Annotated in this window: 22 protein-coding genes and 1 tRNA gene; 11 read left to right on the forward strand and 12 right to left on the reverse strand. The window is 48.7% G+C overall.

The genetic code is table 11. The features are described from left to right. Positions 1-55 precede the first annotated feature (55 nt). From rseP to ACZ50P_RS16770, 7 genes are read left to right on the forward strand one after another with little or no spacing between them, the layout of a single operon-like run. Entirely contained in the window at positions 56-1729 is a 1674-nt protein-coding gene (gene rseP / locus ACZ50P_RS16740; protein WP_464132492.1) for an RIP metalloprotease RseP, read from the forward strand. Further along, positions 1726-2430, forward strand: coding sequence for a tRNA (adenosine(37)-N6)-threonylcarbamoyltransferase complex dimerization subunit type 1 TsaB (tsaB, locus tag ACZ50P_RS16745; protein ID WP_464118953.1), 705 nt, complete (start codon positions 1726-1728; stop codon positions 2428-2430). Before rseP ends, tsaB begins: the two co-directional genes overlap by 4 nt. Before the next feature lie 18 nt (positions 2431-2448). Then, on the forward strand, positions 2449-3402 hold the full coding sequence (locus ACZ50P_RS16750; protein ID WP_464118955.1) for a P-loop NTPase: 954 nt from the start codon (positions 2449-2451) through the stop codon (positions 3400-3402). An 8-nt stretch (positions 3403-3410) separates the two neighbouring features. After that, positions 3411-4037, forward strand: coding sequence for a helix-turn-helix domain-containing protein (locus tag ACZ50P_RS16755; RefSeq protein WP_464118957.1), 627 nt, complete (start codon positions 3411-3413; stop codon positions 4035-4037). Then, on the forward strand, positions 4027-5037 hold the full coding sequence (locus ACZ50P_RS16760; RefSeq protein WP_464132494.1) for an RluA family pseudouridine synthase: 1011 nt from the start codon (positions 4027-4029) through the stop codon (positions 5035-5037). The genes ACZ50P_RS16755 and ACZ50P_RS16760 overlap by 11 nt, the downstream gene beginning before the upstream one ends. Then, a complete protein-coding gene (pgeF, locus tag ACZ50P_RS16765; RefSeq protein ID WP_464132496.1) occupies positions 5034-5732 on the forward strand; it encodes a peptidoglycan editing factor PgeF in 699 nt (232 codons plus the stop codon). Before ACZ50P_RS16760 ends, pgeF begins: the two co-directional genes overlap by 4 nt. Beyond that, positions 5729-6307, forward strand: a complete 579-nt coding sequence (locus ACZ50P_RS16770) for a DNA-3-methyladenine glycosylase (RefSeq protein WP_464118963.1) — start codon at positions 5729-5731, stop codon at positions 6305-6307. The genes pgeF and ACZ50P_RS16770 overlap by 4 nt, the downstream gene beginning before the upstream one ends. An 81-nt stretch (positions 6308-6388) precedes the next feature. On the opposite strand, the gene ACZ50P_RS16775 is transcribed toward ACZ50P_RS16770, so the two are convergent. The 6 genes from ACZ50P_RS16775 to ACZ50P_RS16800 all read right to left on the reverse strand — a co-directional run bounded on the left by ACZ50P_RS16775 (position 6389) and on the right by ACZ50P_RS16800 (position 10160). Continuing rightward, positions 6389-6464, reverse strand: a tRNA-Phe gene (locus tag ACZ50P_RS16775). A 62-nt stretch (positions 6465-6526) separates the two neighbouring features. Further along, positions 6527-7690, reverse strand: coding sequence for a cystathionine gamma-synthase (locus tag ACZ50P_RS16780; protein ID WP_464118965.1), 1164 nt, complete (start codon positions 7688-7690; stop codon positions 6527-6529). A gap of 15 nt (positions 7691-7705) precedes the next feature. After that, positions 7706-8752, reverse strand: a complete 1047-nt coding sequence (locus ACZ50P_RS16785; protein ID WP_464118967.1) for a PLP-dependent cysteine synthase family protein — start codon at positions 8750-8752, stop codon at positions 7706-7708. A 5-nt stretch (positions 8753-8757) separates the two neighbouring features. Further along, positions 8758-8967, reverse strand: coding sequence for a hypothetical protein (locus ACZ50P_RS16790; protein WP_262555249.1), 210 nt, complete (start codon positions 8965-8967; stop codon positions 8758-8760). A 27-nt stretch (positions 8968-8994) separates the two neighbouring features. Beyond that, positions 8995-9432: a hypothetical protein gene (locus ACZ50P_RS16795; protein ID WP_464118969.1), complete on the reverse strand. Its 438-nt coding sequence runs from the start codon at positions 9430-9432 to the stop codon at positions 8995-8997. Then, complete coding sequence (locus ACZ50P_RS16800) at positions 9420-10160, reverse strand: hypothetical protein (RefSeq protein ID WP_464132498.1); 741 nt, start codon at positions 10158-10160, stop codon at positions 9420-9422. Before ACZ50P_RS16800 ends, ACZ50P_RS16795 begins: the two co-directional genes overlap by 13 nt. 147 nt (positions 10161-10307) lie before the next feature. Between ACZ50P_RS16800 and ACZ50P_RS16805 the strand changes: the two genes are divergently transcribed. Then, positions 10308-10442 carry a hypothetical protein gene (locus tag ACZ50P_RS16805; RefSeq protein WP_347355828.1) on the forward strand — a complete coding sequence of 45 codons (135 nt, stop codon included), beginning with the start codon at positions 10308-10310 and terminating at the stop codon, positions 10440-10442. A gap of 374 nt (positions 10443-10816) precedes the next feature. Here the strand turns inward: ACZ50P_RS16805 and ACZ50P_RS16810 are convergent, their stop codons facing one another. The 6 genes from ACZ50P_RS16810 to ACZ50P_RS16835 form a co-directional block, all read right to left on the reverse strand. Next, entirely contained in the window at positions 10817-11467 is a 651-nt protein-coding gene (locus ACZ50P_RS16810) for a hypothetical protein (RefSeq protein WP_464118975.1), read from the reverse strand. 25 nt (positions 11468-11492) lie between these two features. After that, entirely contained in the window at positions 11493-12269 is a 777-nt protein-coding gene (locus tag ACZ50P_RS16815; protein ID WP_464118977.1) for an MlaD family protein, read from the reverse strand. An 8-nt stretch (positions 12270-12277) separates the two neighbouring features. After that, positions 12278-12997, reverse strand: coding sequence for an MlaE family ABC transporter permease (locus tag ACZ50P_RS16820; RefSeq protein ID WP_464118979.1), 720 nt, complete (start codon positions 12995-12997; stop codon positions 12278-12280). Beyond that, complete coding sequence (locus ACZ50P_RS16825; protein ID WP_464132501.1) at positions 12994-13773, reverse strand: MlaE family ABC transporter permease; 780 nt, start codon at positions 13771-13773, stop codon at positions 12994-12996. Before ACZ50P_RS16825 ends, ACZ50P_RS16820 begins: the two co-directional genes overlap by 4 nt. Continuing rightward, entirely contained in the window at positions 13770-14456 is a 687-nt protein-coding gene (locus ACZ50P_RS16830) for an ABC transporter ATP-binding protein (protein WP_464132502.1), read from the reverse strand. The genes ACZ50P_RS16825 and ACZ50P_RS16830 overlap by 4 nt, the downstream gene beginning before the upstream one ends. A 133-nt stretch (positions 14457-14589) precedes the next feature. Then, positions 14590-15345 (reverse strand): ABC transporter ATP-binding protein, encoded by a 756-nt coding sequence (locus tag ACZ50P_RS16835; protein ID WP_464132504.1) that lies wholly within the window; start codon positions 15343-15345, stop codon positions 14590-14592. Positions 15346-15551: 206 nt separating this feature from the next. Between ACZ50P_RS16835 and mdh the strand changes: the two genes are divergently transcribed. From mdh to sucD, 3 genes are all read left to right on the forward strand, one after another. Then, positions 15552-16496 (forward strand): malate dehydrogenase, encoded by a 945-nt coding sequence (gene mdh, locus ACZ50P_RS16840; protein WP_464118989.1) that lies wholly within the window; start codon positions 15552-15554, stop codon positions 16494-16496. A gap of 82 nt (positions 16497-16578) precedes the next feature. Further along, a complete protein-coding gene (gene sucC / locus ACZ50P_RS16845) occupies positions 16579-17742 on the forward strand; it encodes an ADP-forming succinate--CoA ligase subunit beta (RefSeq protein ID WP_464118991.1) in 1164 nt (387 codons plus the stop codon). A gap of 6 nt (positions 17743-17748) precedes the next feature. Further along, a complete protein-coding gene (gene sucD, locus ACZ50P_RS16850) occupies positions 17749-18621 on the forward strand; it encodes a succinate--CoA ligase subunit alpha (protein ID WP_464118993.1) in 873 nt (290 codons plus the stop codon). Positions 18622-18808: the final 187 nt, after the last annotated feature.

An 18808-nucleotide genomic window follows, 5' to 3' on the forward strand; every position in this document is an offset into this window, starting at 1 on the left:
AGGAAAACCCTTAATTTTCTACCCCTTATTCCCGGCCTCCCTTTACAATGAGTGAATGGATATTTTTTCATTCTTACAATCAGGCCTTTCCGCAATCGTTCCCTTTGTCATCCTTCTCGGAATCCTTATTTTTGTTCACGAGTTAGGTCACTTCCTGGTCGCACGCTGGTGCGGTGTTCGCGTTGAAGTTTTCAGTCTGGGTTTTGGTAAAAAACTTCTGACTTACAAGCGCGGTGACACTACTTACGCCCTTTCCCTGATTCCACTGGGTGGGTACGTAAAGATGTTCGGCGAACAAAACGGTGAAGGCATCTCCGAAGAAGACAAGAAGGTTTCTTTCACACATAAAAATGTGTGGCAGCGGATTGCCATTGTTCTGGCCGGCCCTCTGATGAACTTCTTCTTTGCAATTTTGGTCTTCTTCGTCGTGGCTTTGATTGGCGAAGACGCAAAAACTCCGGTCCTGGGTGATGTGGCGGTGAACTCCCCAGCTTATACGGCGGGCTTCCGCTCTGGGGATCAAATCGTTACCATCAATCAGAAACCCATCACCACCTGGGAAGACGTTCAACGCGCACTGAGCCTGAAAGAAAGTCACGACCTGCATCTGGATGTCGATGTGAAGCGTGAAATTACCGGCGAATCCGCAGTGATTTCCGTCACCGCAAAACCTGAACCGAATCCCAATGTGCTTTCCAGCTTCGACTATATCGCCAACGTGGAAGGGATCTCCCCTTACTCTGCAGGCACAACGGTGGGCGTCTTTGCCACGTCCCCCCTACATGCTTTGGGTCTGCGCACGGGTGACAGCATCACCAGCATCAACGGTGTGAAGGTGTCTTACTGGAGACAGCTGGACTCCACACTGGCTAAGCTGAACACGCAAGAGCCTTTGACCCTGGAAGTCCTGGGTCAGCGCGAAGGCGACAAGACGGCAAAAACCATCACCATCACCATGGCCCCGTCGGCTTCCCTCAAGTCCTTCTCTTTGCAGAACCTGGGTCTTGAAAGCTCAGAGCTGTATCTGGCGCGTGTTCTTGAAGGCTCTCCGGCTCAGGCCGCGGGTCTTCGCCCGGGCGACCGCTTGGTGAAAATCAATCAGGTCACTTTGCAAAAATGGGAAGATGTCCTGAACAACATCAAGTCCTTTGATGGACAAAAGCCTGTCGCACTTTCTGTGGTTCGTGATGGAAAAACCATCGATCTGGAAATCACTCCGAAGATGACAAAACAGATGACCGCGGCAGGTGCCGAAGAAAAGCGTTATACGATCGGGATCTCTCCGATTGCCAATATCGCCATGCCGGAACTGATGACCCTGCGCTCGTCCAATCCAATTGATGCCTTGATTCGCGGCACGGAGAAAACCTGGGAAGTCTCTGTCATGACGGTGATGAGCTTCGTGCGTCTGTTCCAGGCCAAGATCTCTCCGAAAAATATCGGCGGCGTGATCTCTATCGGTCAGGCAGCAAGCGAAACCTTCAAGATCGGCATCACACAGTTCCTGCAAATGATGGCCATTATCTCTGTGAATCTGTTCATTCTGAACTTGCTTCCGGTTCCGGTGCTGGATGGCGGTCACTTGGTGTTCTATGTGATCGAACTGGTCAAAGGAGCCCCTTTAAGTCTTAGAAAAATGGAGATTGCACAGCAAGTGGGTCTGGCCATCCTGATGAGTCTTATGATATTTGCTCTGTTTAACGACTTCACACGTTTACTGGGCCTATGAAAATACTAGCTATGGAAACCAGCACCGCCGTCGGCGGTGTTGCGGTTATTGTTGATGGAAAAGTGATTGCAGAGGAAACCACTCTGCGCCAGAAAACCCATAGCGAAATTATCAGCCCCTTCACCGAACACTGTCTGAACAAAGCCGGACTTCGCCTGGAAGACATCGACGTCTTTGCCGTGGGGCAGGGACCGGGCAGCTTCACTGGCATTCGTGTGGCTGCCAACGCCGGAAAAACCTTTGCCTACAGTTTCAGTAAACCCATGGTGACGATTGATTCCCTGGTGCTGCTTGCGGAAAGGGCCCGCGGATCTGAAAAACCGGTTCTTTCGATTATCAATGCCTACAAAAACATGGTGTATCTGGGTTTATTCGACATGACTGGTCCAGAGCCCCGCTATCTGCAAGGTCCGGCGGCGATCCCCGTTCGTGATCTGTCTCAGCATATCCGTCAAGAGGTGCTGGTGGTCGGTGATGGCTGGGAAGCTTACAACGAATACTTTCCTGAACCTCTGCGCAGCCTGATGCACAGAAATTCTGATATTCCAGACTATCCGCTGGCTTCCACTCTGGGCTTGATGGCTGAAAAAAGAGCGCAAAGCGGTCAAACTTTGGACTGGAAATCTTTTATTCCTCTTTATATTCGCGCGTCTGAAGCCGAAGAGACTAAAAAAGGGATTCTTATCACCCCACTGAAATAGCAAAAAGAGGATGCATCCATGGATCAGGCTGTATTGGACTTTAAAACTTCTCGCACAAACAAAGAACAAGACACAAAGCTATGGGTTGTCGCCTCTGGTAAAGGCGGAGTGGGAAAAACTTTTGTTTCAACTAGCCTGGGCATCACGCTGTCCAAACTTGGACATTCCGTAGCGATTGTGGATCTGGATCTGAGTGGTTCCAATGTTCACACCGTGTTGGGGCTGCAACCCTCCCACATGAATATTCGTCATTACTTTGAAGGTGCCAAAACCCTGCAAGAGCTGGTGATCCCGACTCCGTTCCCGCATCTTTCTTATGTTCAGGGTTTCTGGGATTCCTGGACTCCGACAGACTTTTCCTACAATCAAATTCAGAATCTGATTCCAGAACTGAAAAATCTGCGCGCGGATTATGTCATTGTCGACATGGGCGCGGGCGCTTTGGAGGCTCACCTGGAGCTCTTCAAGGCTGCTGACGAAAAATTCCTGATCACAACTCCGGAACCTACCAGTATTGAAAAAACCTATCGTTTTATCGAGTCCTTCGTTTGCCACTCTTTGAAAGCCAACGCGACTCCGGATGCCTATGGCAACATGATTTCCACTTTGCGTAACCACCGTCAAAGAACCCTGGCAAAACCGTTCTCCTTCCGCTCTTATCTGAAGGATGCCTCGGGTATTCACTATGATTTCTTTGAGGCGCTTTCCTCCACGCCAGTTCGCTTGATCGTGAACTCTTCCCGCAATCAGGCCAATGAAGAACTTGGCTTTTCGATGAAAAGCGTTTGTAACAAATACTATGATTTGGGAATCGACTACGCAGGCGCCATCGATTACGACAATGCAGTGTGGCAGTCAGTGCGTGTAAGAGAACACGTTCTTGTGGCTCAACCATTCACTCCGCTTGCCGGACAATTTTTGGCAACCTGCAAACAACTTATTGCACCCGAGGAGCTTCGCGCCGTAGTATAATAGCTACGATGCAAGCGACGTCTCGATACAACTATTACGAAGTTCTAGAGCTAACGGCCAACGCTCCTCAACACGAGGTGACGACGGCGTATGAGCGTGCTCGTGCCACTTATTCTGGCGACAATCCTGCGATCTACACTATTTTCTCTGAACAAGAGGCGCGTGAGCTTCTTGTGGTGATCGAGGAAGCCTATCAGGTTCTGGGCAACAAGATCCTGCGAACAATTTATGATCAGCGTCTTTTGAGCGGCAGATCCTCTTTGAATGATCTGACTTATGCCTCCATCCTGGAAGCCAGCAAACAGGTTTTCCCTGAAGCCAAAGCTGAAAAGAGCACTCCGGCCTATCAGAAAAATGAAGCTTTCGAAAAAGAAGTCGCGGCCCGCACAGAGTGGGATGGCGAGTTCCTTAAGAAGGTTCGTGAATACAAGCAAATCTCTGTCGCCAAAATGAGTGAGATCACAAAGATCAATTCCTACTACGTCACTGCCATTGAGAATATGGATGCCGGTAATCTGCCCGCCATCGTATTTGTGCGCGGTTATGTGGTACAAATTGCCAAAGCCCTGGGTCTGGACGATAAAAAAGTCGCGGACTCTTACATGAAGAGCTTTAAAAACAATCTTGGAAAATAAGACTTCGACGACGACCATTCAAGTCACTGCCACCGCAGAGATGAATGGGCTGCGCCTTGATAAAGCCATGGCCCTTATTGAAGAGGTGGGGACTCGCTCTCGCGCGGCTCATCTTTTGGAGTCCTCCGCGGTTTTACTCAATGGCAAACCTGCCAAAGCTTCTGTTGCGGTTAAAGAAAACGATCTGATTGAAATTCAACTTCCCGAACCAGAACCGACAGAGCTTCAGCCCTATGATCTGAAGCTGGATGTCCTTTTTGAAGATGAAGATCTGATCGTCATCAACAAACCCGCTGGGCTGGTGGTACACCCGGCAGCCGGGCATGCGCACGACACTTTGGTGAATGCGTTGATTGCTCACACCGATGATCTTTCCATGAAGTTTGGCGAAGAACGTCCCGGCATTGTTCACCGCCTGGACAAAGAAACCAGCGGTGTGATTGTCATTGCTAAAAACGACAAGGCCCATGAATCTTTGACCTCTCAGTTCAAAGAGCGCAGCACACATAGAATTTATTATGCCGTCTGCCTTGGAACGGCCCGCACTTTGAGTGGGACCGTCAAAAGCTTCCTGGCTCGCCACCCCGTGGATCGCAAAAGATATGCTTCTGTACTGGGAGAAGATCGGAAACCGATCACCAGTCAGGAAGACGCTCCTGACATCGGAAAATGGGCGGTCACCCATTATGATGTTCTGCAAAGAAAAGGCGGTTTCAGCTATATGCAGCTGAAGCTTGAAACCGGTCGCACCCATCAAATTCGCGTGCATATGTCTGAAAGCGGACTGCCCATTGCCGGAGACATCCTTTATGGTGCTGACCGAAAAATCAAAAGCATCGAAGCCCGCGGATCCCAGGAAGATGTCCGACAGCTTTCCCGCTTCCTGCTTCATGCAGCCGAATTGGGCTTCACCCACCCTCGCACGGGTGAAAGAATGTTCTTTCAAAAAGACTGGCCGGAAGAAATTCAAATCCTGCTAAAGAAATGGGGGTTGGTATGAATCTAAAGCAAACTCCTTTGGGTTATGAACTGCGCACGCCGTACATCACCGCTTTGTTCGGGAATGCCTCGGCTTCCTACGCCGACATCCAGAAAGCCTATCCTCAATTTCGCACCGTTCGTTTAAAGCAAATCCACAGCGATGCGGTGGTGGAAAGTCCCGACAATTCTCAGGACTATCAGGTCATCGCAGATTCTCACTTTAGCACGACCAAAGATCTGGCTTTGTGTGTGATCACGGCCGACTGTGTTCCGGTTCTTTTCTATCATCACACGACTGGATTGATCGCCGGGGCCCATGCGGGATGGCGCGGAGTTGCCAACAGAATCGTGCCCAAGACCGTGCGAATGCTGGTTGAAAAAGGGGCTGTAGCTTCCGAATTGGACGTGATCATCGGTCCGCACATTCAAAAAAACAGCTTTGAAGTCGGCAACGACGTTCGCGATCAGATCCTGACAAGCCTGGGACCGCTCAGCCCCCAGGAACGAAGTAGCTATTTTTCGCCTTTGGAAAATGGCAAGTCCCTAGTGGATTTAAATCTGATCGTGCGCCAGCAGCTAGAGCAAGAAGGCGTATCCATGGACCGTCTTTTTGATCTGCATATCGACACCGTCACAAACAACGAATTCCATTCGTACCGTCGCGACAAAGAAAAATCCGGACGCCAGGTCAGCTTCATCTGCCGCACATCATGATTCTGCCCCAAGAGTTCTATTTTGAAGACACAACATCGGTGGCCCAATCGCTCCTGGGGAAAGTGCTGAACATTCGCACCGACAATGGAATTCAAAGTGCGCGCATTATTGAAACGGAAGCCTATCTGGGTGTTGAGGATCCGGCCTGCCACACTTTCGGGGACCGTCGCACCGAGCGAACCCGCTCGATGTATCTGGACGGAGGACATGCCTATATCTACATGATCTATGGGATGTACTATTGCCTGAACTTCGTCACACGGACTCACGAACATCCCGAAGCGGTTTTAATTCGCGCCGTTCAACCTTTGCCCGCGTTGCCAGATGTGAAGAAGAAGGACATCAAAACCAACGGTCCCGGAAAGCTCTGTAAGTTCTATGGAATAGATCGCAAAGAAGACGGTGTGAAGCTGTGGAAGAAAAGTTCTCCCCTTTATGTAAGCGAGGATGCTTTCAAGGTTTCATCAAAATCCATCGTATCCCGTCCGCGCATTGGTGTGGATTATGCCGGCGAAGCCGCCCGGTGGCCGCTGCGATTTTACTTAAAAGATCATCCGTTTATTTCGAAGAAATAGTTCATCCGCTCTTAAGGTGGCCAGAAACGAAAAAACCCGCTGATGAAGCGGGTTTAGTTGCTTTGAACTTTTGAAGAAAAATGGTGGCTTGAGACGGAATTGAACCGCCGACACAAGGATTTTCAGTCCTCTGCTCTACCAACTGAGCTACCAAGCCACTGGAACTTATGCGTTCAAAGAGACCAAAGGTTTATCCATTGGCCCCCAGCCTGTCAACAGTTAAGCCTTATCAAAAGCAGTTTTAAGGTCGGCAATCAGGTCGTTCAGGTCCTCTACGCCCACAGAAAGGCGGATCAGGGAATCATCGATCCCCAAAGCCTTGCGGTTTTCAGGCGGAACGGAGGCGTGCGTCATAATCGCCGGATGCTCGATCAGGGACTCAACCCCTCCCAAACTCTCGGCCAATGAAAAGACATTCACGTTTTCCAGGAACTTACGAGCCGAATCCAGGCCGCCCTTGATGTAGAACGTAATCATCCCACCGAAACCATGCATTTGTTCTTTCGCCAAAGCATGCTGAGGATGGCTTTCCAGACCTGGATAGATGACTTTGTCCACTTTTGGATGAGATTCCAAAAATTTCGCAATCGCCATGGCATTTTCCTGATGGGCCTTCATACGAAGTGGCAAAGTTTTCAAACTTCTCAGGAACATGAAGGAATCAAACGCCCCTTGAGTCGCTCCGATACCGTTGCTCAAGAACGCCATTCTTTCTGCCAGATCCGCGCGGGATACAACGACCATGCCGCCAACAGTGTCACTGTGGCCGCCGATGTATTTCGTCGCAGAATGAACCACGATATCCGCACCCAACTCCAAAGGTCTTTGGAAGTAGGGGCTCATGAACGTGTTGTCCACGGCAACCAAAATGCCTTTGGCTTTGGCGATGGCTGCGATTTTTTTGATATCCACCAGCTTCAAAGTCGGATTGGTCGGCGTTTCCAGCCATACAAGCTTCGTGTTTGGCTTTACGGCTTTTTCAAAGTTTTCAACCTTCGTCAAATCCACGAAAGAAAACTCAATGCCGTCATGCTTTAGGATTTTATCGAACAAACGGAAGGTGCCGCCGTACATATCATCCATCGCAACCACATGATCGCCACCTTTAAGAAGGTGCAAAACCGTGGTTGTTGCAGCACATCCGGAAGAAAACGCAAAACCGTGTTTCCCACCTTCAAGACTTGCCATGCAGCTTTCATAAGCGTGACGAGTAGGATTGTGCGTGCGGGAATACTCCCAGCCCTTATGCACACCCGGAGATTCTTGTACGTAAGTCGAGGTCAAATAAACCGGCGTCATAATTGCGCCCGTGGATGGATCCGGAGCTTGTCCAGCATGAATCGCACGCGTTGAGAAACCCAAATTTTCCGTTACTTTTTTCATATCATCACCTGTTTATTACTTTTTAAGATCTGCCAAAGCTTCTTGTGCAGTGACTACGCGGTTAAAGACATCTTTCGTCTCAGCCGCAGTCAGGAATTCATTTTCCACCATCCATTTGTCGTTGAAGGCCTTGCTCAGGTAAGCGCGACCGCTATCTGGGAAGATCACAACGATGTTGGAAGGTTTTTCCAGCTTTTCAGCCGCTTTCATCGCACCCACCAATGCCAATGCACTGGAAGGCCCCACTAACAGACCTTCTTCAGCCACCAAACGGCGGGTCATCGCAAAGGCCTCGGGATCAGAAACGCGTTCAAAGCCGTCATAGATATCCAAGTGAACGTTGTCAGGGAGCATGTCCTCACCGACACCTTCCACTTTATAAGAGCCCGGTGGATCAACGATCTTTTTATGGTAGTACAGATCATAAAGGATGCTTCCGATCGGATCGGCACAGATCGCTTTGACCTGTGGATTCATTTCTTTCAAGTAGCGAGTGATACCAGAAAGAGTTCCACCAGTCCCCGCTCCCCCGACAATCACGTCCACTTTTCCATCCATCTGCTTCCAGATTTCTGGACCTGTGGTGCGATAGTGACGCTCAGGGTTGTCAGGATTGTGGTACTGATTCACCAAGAAGGCCCCTGGAGTTTCTTCCGCGATCTTTTTTGATACAGAATAATGACTGAGAGGATCTTCCGGCTCCACCATCGGTGTGATGACAACTTTGGCGCCATAGGCACGCAAAATAGCTCTTTTTTCTTCGCTCATTTTTTCCGGCATCACAAAAATGCACTTATAACCTTTTACAGATGCGGCCAAAGCCAGGCCCACCCCAGTGTTCCCGGAAGTGGCTTCAACAATGGTGCCGCCGGGCTTTAATTGACCGCGCTTTTCAGCTTCCTCGATCATCGCCACAGCCACGCGGTCTTTGATGCTGCCGCCGGGATTGAAGTATTCCACTTTCGCAAAGAAGGTGTGCTTAGAGCCCTTAGTAACGTTATTTAGACGTACCATCGGGGTGTTACCGATCGCTTCCAGAATCGAACCATAAATTTGTGACATGAGAACTATCTTTCTAAGTCTCTTCTTCTGTTGGAGCGAAGATAGACTGTGTTCATGGACTGCAGAACCGTATTGATTTGAGTCATCGGGTCCAAGGAATAAGGCATTCCAAGCTCGGTTGTGAGCTGTTTGACGAGCTGACGACTGGGTTGATCTTTCATCAACTCATCCACCAGTTTTTCAAGAGCAGCTTGCTTTTTGTCAGCCTGAGCCATAGGAATCCTCCAACAAAGGGCACTCTATCACCCCCCTCCCAAAGAGTGAAAAAAATTTTGAAGAAGCGGACCAAAAAGGAGCATCAGGAAGGCCGGAAACTGAAAGAGCAATAAAGGAATCAGCAGAATAAACGGCAACCGTGCAACTTTATTTGATATTTCCTCCTGGCAGGCCTCCACCAACTCTGTTTCGAGCTGCAAAAGCACGCTATAAATGGCCTCGCCCCGCAGCCCACGCTCCAAAATCTGCAATAAACTGCGTCGGTACAGCGATGAAAGCTGCATTAGGCACTCTTTGGTGTCTTGTCCTTGTTGCAAAAGCGCCAACCATTGCGCGACGACCGGGGTTAAATCGTCTTTTTCGTTTTTTAGATAACTCAAAACACCCTGACGCACGGATTGACCGCGTTCCACCGCGCGTTTTACGTCCAACAAAAGCTTTAAAGGGGGCGCTACACCTTCCATTGCATCCTCCGACCGATATAAAAAATGGAAAATAAGCCTGCTACGAACACAAATGTGGAGCCGAGCAGCAGAGTTTTGTGTTTTTGAAATCCAAATTGCGCAATCACAAAGACAAAAAGCGCGAGGTAAAGGGCGGTGACAATTATCGCCTGCATCTTGATCTGCTGACTGACTTGTCCGGACCTACGTCGAAAATCTTCAAGCATCTTGTAGTGCCGGCGAAGTGCTTTGACCTGATCCAAACAGCGGCTTTGCGAGCGATCAATATCCCGAAGCTCGGACTGGAAACCTTTGAGCAGAGCGGATTTCACGCCGATGGCTTCATCGGATTGCTGTAGCGATTCAAAAACTTCCAACAGCTGCAAACGCACCCAACCGGTTTGCGATTCGATGCCCGCATGAAGCGAAGAGCGGAAAGATTTTCCCGTTTGCAAACCCAGAATCACACAATCAAGCAGCGGAATCAGTGCACTTTGCAGTCGTCGAATCAGGAAAAAACGCAAAATCTTGGGAAAAAACTTTAAAGTTATCCAAAGAATGCCGATGAAAAGCCAGAGCAAGGTGGGTGTTGAGGCAACACACGCGATGAAAAAGCAGATCACAACCAAGTTCATGATCGAAAAAGATCGAACCCAGTGTTGAGAGAATGCAAATTCCCGCGCCACTGATGAAAGTATTCGGTTAACGAGCGCATGTCCGAACAGCGAAATCGAAAAAACGATGAGCAAAGGGCACCTCCAAGAACCCGAATGCTCGCAAAAAATATGCAAGGTAAATTTTTTGTTGACGTCAGTGGTCGAATTGGGAAAACTTAAAGCAAGTACAGTTTTGTAAGTTAAGAAACAACAACAACGTTTGCATCCTAGGAGGAGCACATGGCAAAGAAAGCAGCTAAAAAAGCTACAAAAAAAGCAGTTAAAAAAACTACTACTAAAAAAGTAGCTAAAAAAGCTACAAAAAAAGTAGCTAAGAAAGCTACTAAAAAAGCTACTAAGAAAGCTGCAAAGTAGTTTTTCTTAGGAACTAGTTTTTAGTTCTAAAAACTAAACCCCAGAGGCAACTCTGGGGTTTTTTTATGCCCTAAAACCCGCCACCAGAGCCATTCTCCAGTCGACAACATTTTTTCCTAGTAGATAAAAAGTCTTTCTGAATTCAAAAAAGAAAACTAAAGACTCCCCAAGAAGCGACTTGCAAAGCAAGCAGCGCCCGCGACTCGCGAAGCGAGAGCCAGAAACAAAAAGACCAACCCGAGAATCAAGGTTGGTCAAAAGGGTTCAAGCGCAAGGCGGAGGGGTTTCTCCGAAACGGAGGCGTGCTCCAAGCACGTCGAAGTGAAGGAGAGGCCCCGACAACGCAGTCGATTGGGCCCTTTTCACCAACCGACTTAGAAGTAATAGAGGGCTCCTATGGCGCCTGTTGGCAACAACACAGATCTCTTCACTTCATACATGGCCATCAGTTCTCCGAAGATCGAAACCCCGCGGAAGTCGCCTGAAAGCTGATTATATTGCAGTCCAAACGCTGCATTCACAAAATCTGTGCCAAAACGGCCGGTTCTTTTCTCTTCCGTGGTCAAAACACGGTCCAGAATTCCGGATTCTTTGGCGGCGGACGTACTTCCGTTGGAGTTGTACCAGCGGGAATATCCGGCCGTCATATAAGGGGCCAAATAGTCACCTTCAAAAGCATGTTTCCAAGCCAGTTGGAAAGAGTTGTAACCGTGACCCGTTCCAAAACCGGCCAACGCCCCATCGGCGTCTTCGATGTTAAACTCCATGTTGAACCCCAGAGTTCCCAAAGCGCCCCCGACTGACAGGCCGGCACCAACTTTTAGTTTGTCGCGCATACTAAGAGTGGAGGCAAACGTGTTTCCAAGGCGCTCGTCGCGCATGCCTTGAGCGTATTCCGATTCGATTGAACGGGCTTTTGTGTTAATTGAGGTGGAGTCCGCACCCAGAAAAACTTCGGCTTGAGCCTGCGTTGCCGCGAAGAAGACGGCAGCCATAGCCACTTTACGGATAGATATTTTTAACATAGGACCTCCCTTTGATGCGGAGATCTTAGAAAACTCGGGCTTTTACACCTTCTTGCTGCAAGAACTTACGGATGGTCGGACCATCCAGAGGTTCCAGCCTGAAAAGAAGCTTATGAACCAGTTCATAAGTCTCTTCCGCCTTCTTCGATCTCATTTTTCCTGTCAAATATGCCACGTCATCGCTGATTTTAATCGCGTTATCAAGCAATCTTGCCATTTCTTTGTTCTTGGTCGTTTTATCCAAGAGCACCAGCGTTTTGTTGAAGTTGGTGGTCAGTTGATTCAGTTGCTGGATCATACTGGTCACTGAGCCTTCATTTTTTTCCACAAGTTCAATGATCTTTCCGGCCAAACCATACCCCTGAGAGATCAGCTGATCCACTCGTGGAGGATCTTCACCGCGAACATAGTCGCCCGAGGAAAATTCACCCGAATCCACTGATCCTGGAGAGATTTCCAGAAACTTTTCCCCAATGACACCGGCCAGATTGATGAAGAATTTGGAATCTTTCCGGACGCTGGTCCAGGCTTTTTTATCGACGGTGATGGTCAGACGCAATTTCACCTCTTCACCGTCCGCGGATTTGTATCCCGGATCGAAAGTGATGGATTTCACCTTGCCCACTTTAATACCCATGACCCGCACCGGAGATCCTTCTTCGATCCCCCCCGCATAGTTGTACATGACATTAAGTTCTTTGGTGTTGGAGAACGGCGAAATGAATCCCATGAAATAGGCAAAGACCACAATCAATACAACTGAGACGAGTGCCAACAAACCGACCTTGGTTTCAACCTTCATACGTTCCCCTAATAAAGATAACTAAAAGTATAGGACAAAATAAAATCAATCACAATGATAGCAACAGAAGACACGACCACCGTGTTTGTCGTCGCTCTTCCGACACCTTCGGCACCTTGCTGACATCGGAATCCGAAATAGCAGGCCACCAGTGGAATCACTCCGCCGAAGCAAGCCCCTTTTATAATCGCAAAAATCAGATCCTTGAAATCCACGAATCTTTGCATGGATGTCAGAAACATGGAGGGTGTGTAGCCCAGATAAAGCTGACTGACTGCCATGGCAGAGAAAATACAGGCCATATTGGCCACAATCGTGATCATCATTCCGCCCAGAACACAGGCCAGGAAACGTGGGACCACCAGATAGTTGATTGGATCAATCCCCAACATTTTCAGGGCATCAATTTGTTCGGTGATCTGCATTGATCCGACTTCAGAGGCATATCCCGCCCCCACACGGGAGCTCAAGAGTAGAGCGCTGACGATGGCTCCCAGTTCACGCAGAATCAGTAAAGCTGCGAAGCCCGGAACCATCGAGTCATTTTGAATGACCATTTTCATATGGAAAGAAGACTCCAGAATGGTCACGACTGCGGCAAAACACACACAAAAAACCACAATCACAAGGCTTTTGTTGCCGACAAAGTAAAGCTGCTGGAAAAACTCTTTTCTTCGAAACGGCGGGGTCAATAGACCGGTCATTGTCTCTGCAATCAATGCAATCATGGTCTGTACCCTCGTATCATTGTCAGAATGATGTCACCAATGAAGCTGGTCATCCAATCCATGACCACAATACAGATCATGGTTGTGACAGCGGTGGTAACAACAGAGCGACCCACCCCTTTCGCGCCACCAGTGGTGGAATAGCCCTGATAAGTGCAAACAGTCGCCAAAACCAGGGCGAAAGTACCGCATTTTATCAGCCCGGTAAGAATGGATACTGGGCTGACAATCAAAGGAACATGGCGCAGATATTCTTCATAATTCACACCGGCGAAGAGCTCGCCCATCATAATGCCGCCAAAAACGGACATCGCCAGGCCGGCGGCCAGAAGGAAGAAACTGGCAACAATAATCCCGATAAAACGCGGGACGATGATTTCCTGCAAAGGATCGGCCCCTAAGCAGCGAACGGCGTCGATCTGCTCGGTCACTTTCATAGTTCCCAGCTCTGCCGACGTAAAAGCTCCCACTTTTCCGCTTAACATGAAGGCGATCAACAAGGGACCGATCTCGCGGAAGGTTCCACTGGTGGCCAAAGCCCCCAGATATCCCAAAGCGCCGAATTCCTTAAGTTGCAATCCAAACTGAACGGTCATGATCGCACCGACAAAGAATCCCGCCATCGCTGTGGTTGGAAAGCTATCCACAGTGACCTTCCAAATCTGTTCAAAGATCTCGTGTGTTTTTAGTTTCTTAAAGAAAATCGTGCGCAGAATCTTCTGAAGGAACATCAGTGTTCCACCCATCTGATCCAAAAGGGATATTACTGTTGTCATGCTTCCAGCACCTCGGCCAAAAAGTCTTTTACCAAGGGATGCTCTGATTTCTTAAGTTCCTCAGGTGTTCCCAAAGCAACAATCGAACCCTTATCCAAGACCACGATTCGATCCGCAATTGCCAGGGCACAGTTCATGTCATGGCTGACCACCAATGAGGTGGTCTTCAGCTCACGCGACAGATCTAAGATCAACTGATTTACGGCCGTGGTCGTGACAGGATCAAGACCCGTGGTCGGTTCATCAAAAAGAAGAATCCGCGGCTCTAGCGCCACGGTTCTGGCTAGGCTGACTCGCTTTTGCATTCCGTAAGAGATTTGCGCTGGACGCTTTTTTTCAACACCCTGCAAGTTCACCAGACGGAGGGCTTTGGTCACCTTCTCGCGAATGACTTCTTCCGAAAGCTGATAGTGGCGACGAAGTCCAAAGGCCACATTTTCATAGACACTTAAAGAGTCAAAAAGGGCCGGATGCTGAAAGACCATCCCGCATTTTTTACGAATGGGAAGATATTGCTCTTCTGAAAATTTGGAAACCTCTTCGTTGTCGATCCAGATTTCGCCTTCATCAGGGGTCAGAAGACCCACAAGGTTTTTGAGAAGTACGGATTTCCCTGTCCCGGATGTCCCCAGGATAAAGATGATTTCACCCTCGCGGATCTGCAGATTTAATCCGTTGAGCACTGTCCTTGTACCGAATCTTTTCACGAGGTTTTTGAACTCAATCACCTTCTCATGTTAGATGGGCTCAAGACAGTGGGTCAACCGGCAATGTGAGCCTTTCGTCAACGTCCAGTTTCTGAGCTTTTAGAAAGAATCAGGCAGTGGTGGTCAGAGGACCTTGCAAAAGACCCCTGACAAACTGATGCACACGAGGATCGGCGTGATTTTTTGTCTGTTCTGGAGTTCCGGTGATGATTAATTCCTGATCGACAACCACACCGATTCGATCTGCCATTTGGAATGCGCGATTCATGTCGTTGGTGATCGCAACAATGGTGGAGCCTTTTTCTTTCTTCAACTTCAAAATCAGCTCAATGATCTTTCGTGAAGTGATCGGATCCAGGCCCGCAGTCGGATCATCGTAAAAAATAATCTCTGGATCTAGAGCAAGTGCTCTGGCAATACCCAGGCGCTTTTGCATCCCACCGCTGATTTCATCGGGGTACAAATCACGAGCATGAGGAATGCCAACAGCATCCAAGAAGTACTCTGCTTTTTTTGTTATTTCCCAGTCCGAAAGCGGGGTGGTTTCACGCAGCGGAAAACTGATGTTCTGAACACAGGTCAAAGAATCGAACAGGGCATTTTTTTGGAACAAAATACCCACCTTTTTTAACACCGCAAGGCGCTCTTTTCTGCCCAGCGTTATCCATTCCTTTTGTTCAACAAAAACTCTGCCATTTTGAGGGGTTACAAGGCCTGCCATGACCTTCAGCAGGGTTGTTTTACCCTGCCCGCTGGGGCCCACAATGACGAAAGACTCCCCCGCCGGAATTTCCAGGTCGATCGACTTCAGAACCGTGTGGTCTTCAAAGCTCACTGTGACGTCTTGCAGGCTGATGATGCTCATTTCCGGTCCAGATTCTCTCTCCAAGCGCCTCTGCGCCGAGCGGTAATTGTTGTCTCTAAATACGATTTGATATTGAATGGGTCATCGAACGCAAGTTTTTATTTTTTCTATTCATTTTAAGAGCTTGTAGGGGAATGACCGCACTTGCGAAGTCCACTTCGTCGGGGTCCTTGTCCTGCAAGCTCTGATGCCTGAAGGAGATTACAATGGCACACAAAAGAAATAAGATCGCCGTCATTGGTGCGGGATTCGTTGGTTCAACTACTGCTCACTGGGCAGCTCAAAAAGAACTTGGAGATGTTGTAGTTCTTGATGTGAATGAAGGCGCGGCTATCGGGAAGTCTTTGGACTTGGCTCAAGCATCCGCTATCGAGATGTTCGACACCAACATCAAAGGTACAAACAAATACGAAGATATCGCTGACTCTGATGTTGTGATCATCACTGCAGGTATGCCACGCAAGCCGGGCATGAGCCGTGACGAGCTTGTTGGTATCAACGCGAAAATCGTTAAAGATGTCTGCGAAGGCGTTAAAAAGTTCGCTCCGAACTCTTTCGTTATCGTTGTTTGTAACCCAATGGACGTTATGGCTGTTTACGCAAAACAAATCCTGGGCTTCCCTCGTGAGCGTGTTATCGGCATGGGTGGCTGCTTGGATTCGGCTCGTTTCCGCACCTTCATCGCTGAAGAGCTGGGTGTATCCGTTAAAGACGTTACTGGTATCGTGATCGGTAACCACGGTGATGCGATGATGCCACTTGTTCGTCATGCATCCGTATCCGGCATTCCTCTGACAGAGCTATTGCCTGCTGACAAAATCGCGGCGATCGTCCAAAGAACAAAACAAGCGGGTGCTGAAATCGGCGGCCACTTAAAAACAGGTTCTGCTTACTATGCTCCTTCCCGCGGTGCGGTTGAAATGGCTGAAGCTATCCTGAAAGACCAAAAACGTGTTCTTCCAGTTGCAGTAGAGCTGACTGGTGAATTCGGTGTGAACGAAGGCCTGATGGTGGGCGTTCTGGCAACTGTGGGTGGCAAAGGTATCGAAAAAGTTCACAAGTTTGAAATGACTCCTGCAGAACAGGAAGAGTTCAAAAAGTCTGTGGATGCAGTTCGCACTTTGGTGTCCGCTCTTAAAACGGTTCAGTAATCGCGCTCCGGCGCAGGATGTGCTGTCATCACAGGTGGCAGCACTGGACTTCTTTTTAAAACTATAAAAAGGGAAAATCTAAATGAATATTCATGAGTATCAGGCGAAGGAAGTCTTGAGAAAATACGGAGTAGCCACCCTGAAAGGGAAACTGGCGCATTCTCCGGAAGAAGCTGTGGCTGCAGCAAAAGAAATCGGCGGAAGCGTTTGGGTTGTTAAAGCTCAGATCCACGCTGGTGGTCGCGGTAAAGGCGGCGGTGTTAAAGTTGCTAAGTCTTTGGACGAAGTGGCTGAATTCACCAAAAAAATGATCGGCATGACTTTGGTGACTCACCAAACAGGTCCTGAAGGTAAAGTTGTTCAAAAAGTCTTTATCGAACAAGGTTGCAATATCGCCAAAGAATACTATGTGGCGTGTCTGATTGACCGTGCCACTGGCAGAGCCGCAATGATGGCTTCTTCCGAAGGTGGTATGGACATCGAAGAAGTGGCTGAACACAATCCAAACGCGATCAAAAAAGTCGACATCAACCCGACAGTAGGTTTGATGCCATTCCAGGCTCGCGAATTGGCCTTCCAAATCGGCATGGATCCTTCCCTTGTTAACAAGGCTGTGAAGTTCTTCCAGGGTCTTTACAACGCATTTATCGCAACTGACTGCTCTATCGCAGAGATCAACCCTCTTGTGGTAACAAAAGAGGGTGACGTATTTGCTTTGGATGCGAAGATGAACTTCGACTCCAACTCTTTGTTCCGTCATCCAGATATCGTTGAAATGCGTGACCTGAACGAAGAAGAGCCTTCTGAAATCGAAGCTTCCAAGTTCGATCTGGCGTTCATCAAGCTTGATGGTAACATCGGCTGCCTTGTGAACGGTGCAGGTCTTGCGATGGCGACTTTGGACATCATCAAATTGCACGGTGCGGAACCAGCAAACTTCCTGGATGTTGGCGGTGGCGCTAACAAAGAGAAAGTGACTGAGGCGTTCAAAATCATCCTGAAAGATCCAAACGTAAAAGGAATCCTGGTGAACATCTTCGGTGGTATCATGAAATGTGACATCATCGCTGAAGGTGTGATCGCAGCTTCCAAAGAGTTGGGCCTGAAAGTTCCATTGGTTGTACGTCTTGAAGGTACAAACGTTGAACTTGGTAAGAAAATGTTGAAAGAGTCTGGCTTGAACATCACTCCAGCCGACAACTTGACTGATGCAGCTCAAAAGATCGTTGCTGCGATTAAAGGATAAGCAAACATGGCAATTCTTATTAATAAAAACACGAAAGTAATCTGCCAGGGTTTCACTGGTGCTCAAGGGACTTTCCACTCTGAGCAGGCATTGGCTTACGGAACTAAAATGGTGGGCGGCGTGACTCCAGGTAAAGGTGGCACAACTCACATCGGGCTTCCAGTGTTCAACACTGTGAAAGAAGCCAAAGCAGCCACGGGTTGCAACGCTTCTGTGGTTTTCGTTCCACCTCCATTTGCAGCTGATTCCATTATGGAAGCCGTTGATGCTGATTTGGATCTTGTAATCTGTATCACTGAAGGCATCCCTGTTTTGGATATGGTGAAGGTAAAAGAATACATGAAAGGCAAGCGCACACGCTTGATCGGTCCAAACTGCCCTGGCGTTATCACTCCGGGCGAGTGCAAGATCGGTATCATGCCTGGTCACATCCACAAACCAGGTCGCATCGGCGTTCTTTCCCGCTCTGGAACTTTGACTTACGAAGCTGTTGGTCAGTTGACCGCACTTGGTATCGGCCAGTCCACTTGCGTGGGCATCGGTGGTGACCCAGTAAACGGCACAAACTTCATCGACGTTCTAAAAATGTTCAATGAAGATCCAGACACTGACGGCGTTATCATGATCGGCGAAATCGGTGGTACGGCTGAAGAAGAAGCTGCTGAATACATCAAAGCTCACTTCAAAAAGCCTGTCACGGCGTTCATCGCGGGTGCTGCGGCTCCAGCGGGTAAGCGTATGGGTCACGCCGGCGCGATCATCAGCGGTGGTAAAGGTACAGCTGAAGCGAAGTTCAAGGCTCTTGAGGCGGCTGGCTGCAAAATCTCCCGCTCTCCGGCAGACATGGGAACCACAATGGCTTCCATGCTGAAAAAGTAGTTCTAAATTCAATAGATCTTACTTCCAAACCCACGGCAGAAATGTCGTGGGTTTTTTTATTGTCATTCCACTTGAAGATCCCAAGCCTAGGACCTGTGCCAGCCATCAACCGTGCCTGGCAACAGTTCCCTATTTGAAAGACTACAAACTTACCTGATTCATTTTGCCGCAGTCTTTCTCCAGGGCC

Source organism: Bdellovibrio sp. CKG001 (assembly GCF_055397465.1).

What these genes read in the sequence shown, in the direction of transcription:
- rseP (WP_464132492.1), top strand. Translation starts at nt 56, where the DNA reads ATGGATATTTTTTCATTCTTACAATCAGGCCTTTCCGCAATCGTTCCC.
- tsaB (WP_464118953.1), top strand. Translation starts at nt 1,726, where the DNA reads ATGAAAATACTAGCTATGGAAACCAGCACCGCCGTCGGCGGTGTTGCG.
- ACZ50P_RS16750 (WP_464118955.1), top strand. Translation starts at nt 2,449, where the DNA reads ATGGATCAGGCTGTATTGGACTTTAAAACTTCTCGCACAAACAAAGAA.
- ACZ50P_RS16755 (WP_464118957.1), top strand. Translation starts at nt 3,411, where the DNA reads ATGCAAGCGACGTCTCGATACAACTATTACGAAGTTCTAGAGCTAACG.
- pgeF (WP_464132496.1), top strand. Translation starts at nt 5,034, where the DNA reads ATGAATCTAAAGCAAACTCCTTTGGGTTATGAACTGCGCACGCCGTAC.
- ACZ50P_RS16770 (WP_464118963.1), top strand. Translation starts at nt 5,729, where the DNA reads ATGATTCTGCCCCAAGAGTTCTATTTTGAAGACACAACATCGGTGGCC.
- ACZ50P_RS16780 (WP_464118965.1), bottom strand. Translation starts at nt 7,690, where the DNA reads ATGAAAAAAGTAACGGAAAATTTGGGTTTCTCAACGCGTGCGATTCAT.
- ACZ50P_RS16785 (WP_464118967.1), bottom strand. Translation starts at nt 8,752, where the DNA reads ATGTCACAAATTTATGGTTCGATTCTGGAAGCGATCGGTAACACCCCG.
- ACZ50P_RS16790 (WP_262555249.1), bottom strand. Translation starts at nt 8,967, where the DNA reads ATGGCTCAGGCTGACAAAAAGCAAGCTGCTCTTGAAAAACTGGTGGAT.
- ACZ50P_RS16795 (WP_464118969.1), bottom strand. Translation starts at nt 9,432, where the DNA reads ATGGAAGGTGTAGCGCCCCCTTTAAAGCTTTTGTTGGACGTAAAACGC.
- ACZ50P_RS16805 (WP_347355828.1), top strand. Translation starts at nt 10,308, where the DNA reads ATGGCAAAGAAAGCAGCTAAAAAAGCTACAAAAAAAGCAGTTAAAAAA.
- ACZ50P_RS16810 (WP_464118975.1), bottom strand. Translation starts at nt 11,467, where the DNA reads ATGTTAAAAATATCTATCCGTAAAGTGGCTATGGCTGCCGTCTTCTTC.
- ACZ50P_RS16815 (WP_464118977.1), bottom strand. Translation starts at nt 12,269, where the DNA reads ATGAAGGTTGAAACCAAGGTCGGTTTGTTGGCACTCGTCTCAGTTGTA.
- ACZ50P_RS16820 (WP_464118979.1), bottom strand. Translation starts at nt 12,997, where the DNA reads ATGATTGCATTGATTGCAGAGACAATGACCGGTCTATTGACCCCGCCG.
- ACZ50P_RS16825 (WP_464132501.1), bottom strand. Translation starts at nt 13,773, where the DNA reads ATGACAACAGTAATATCCCTTTTGGATCAGATGGGTGGAACACTGATG.
- ACZ50P_RS16835 (WP_464132504.1), bottom strand. Translation starts at nt 15,345, where the DNA reads ATGAGCATCATCAGCCTGCAAGACGTCACAGTGAGCTTTGAAGACCAC.
- mdh (WP_464118989.1), top strand. Translation starts at nt 15,552, where the DNA reads ATGGCACACAAAAGAAATAAGATCGCCGTCATTGGTGCGGGATTCGTT.
- sucC (WP_464118991.1), top strand. Translation starts at nt 16,579, where the DNA reads ATGAATATTCATGAGTATCAGGCGAAGGAAGTCTTGAGAAAATACGGA.
- sucD (WP_464118993.1), top strand. Translation starts at nt 17,749, where the DNA reads ATGGCAATTCTTATTAATAAAAACACGAAAGTAATCTGCCAGGGTTTC.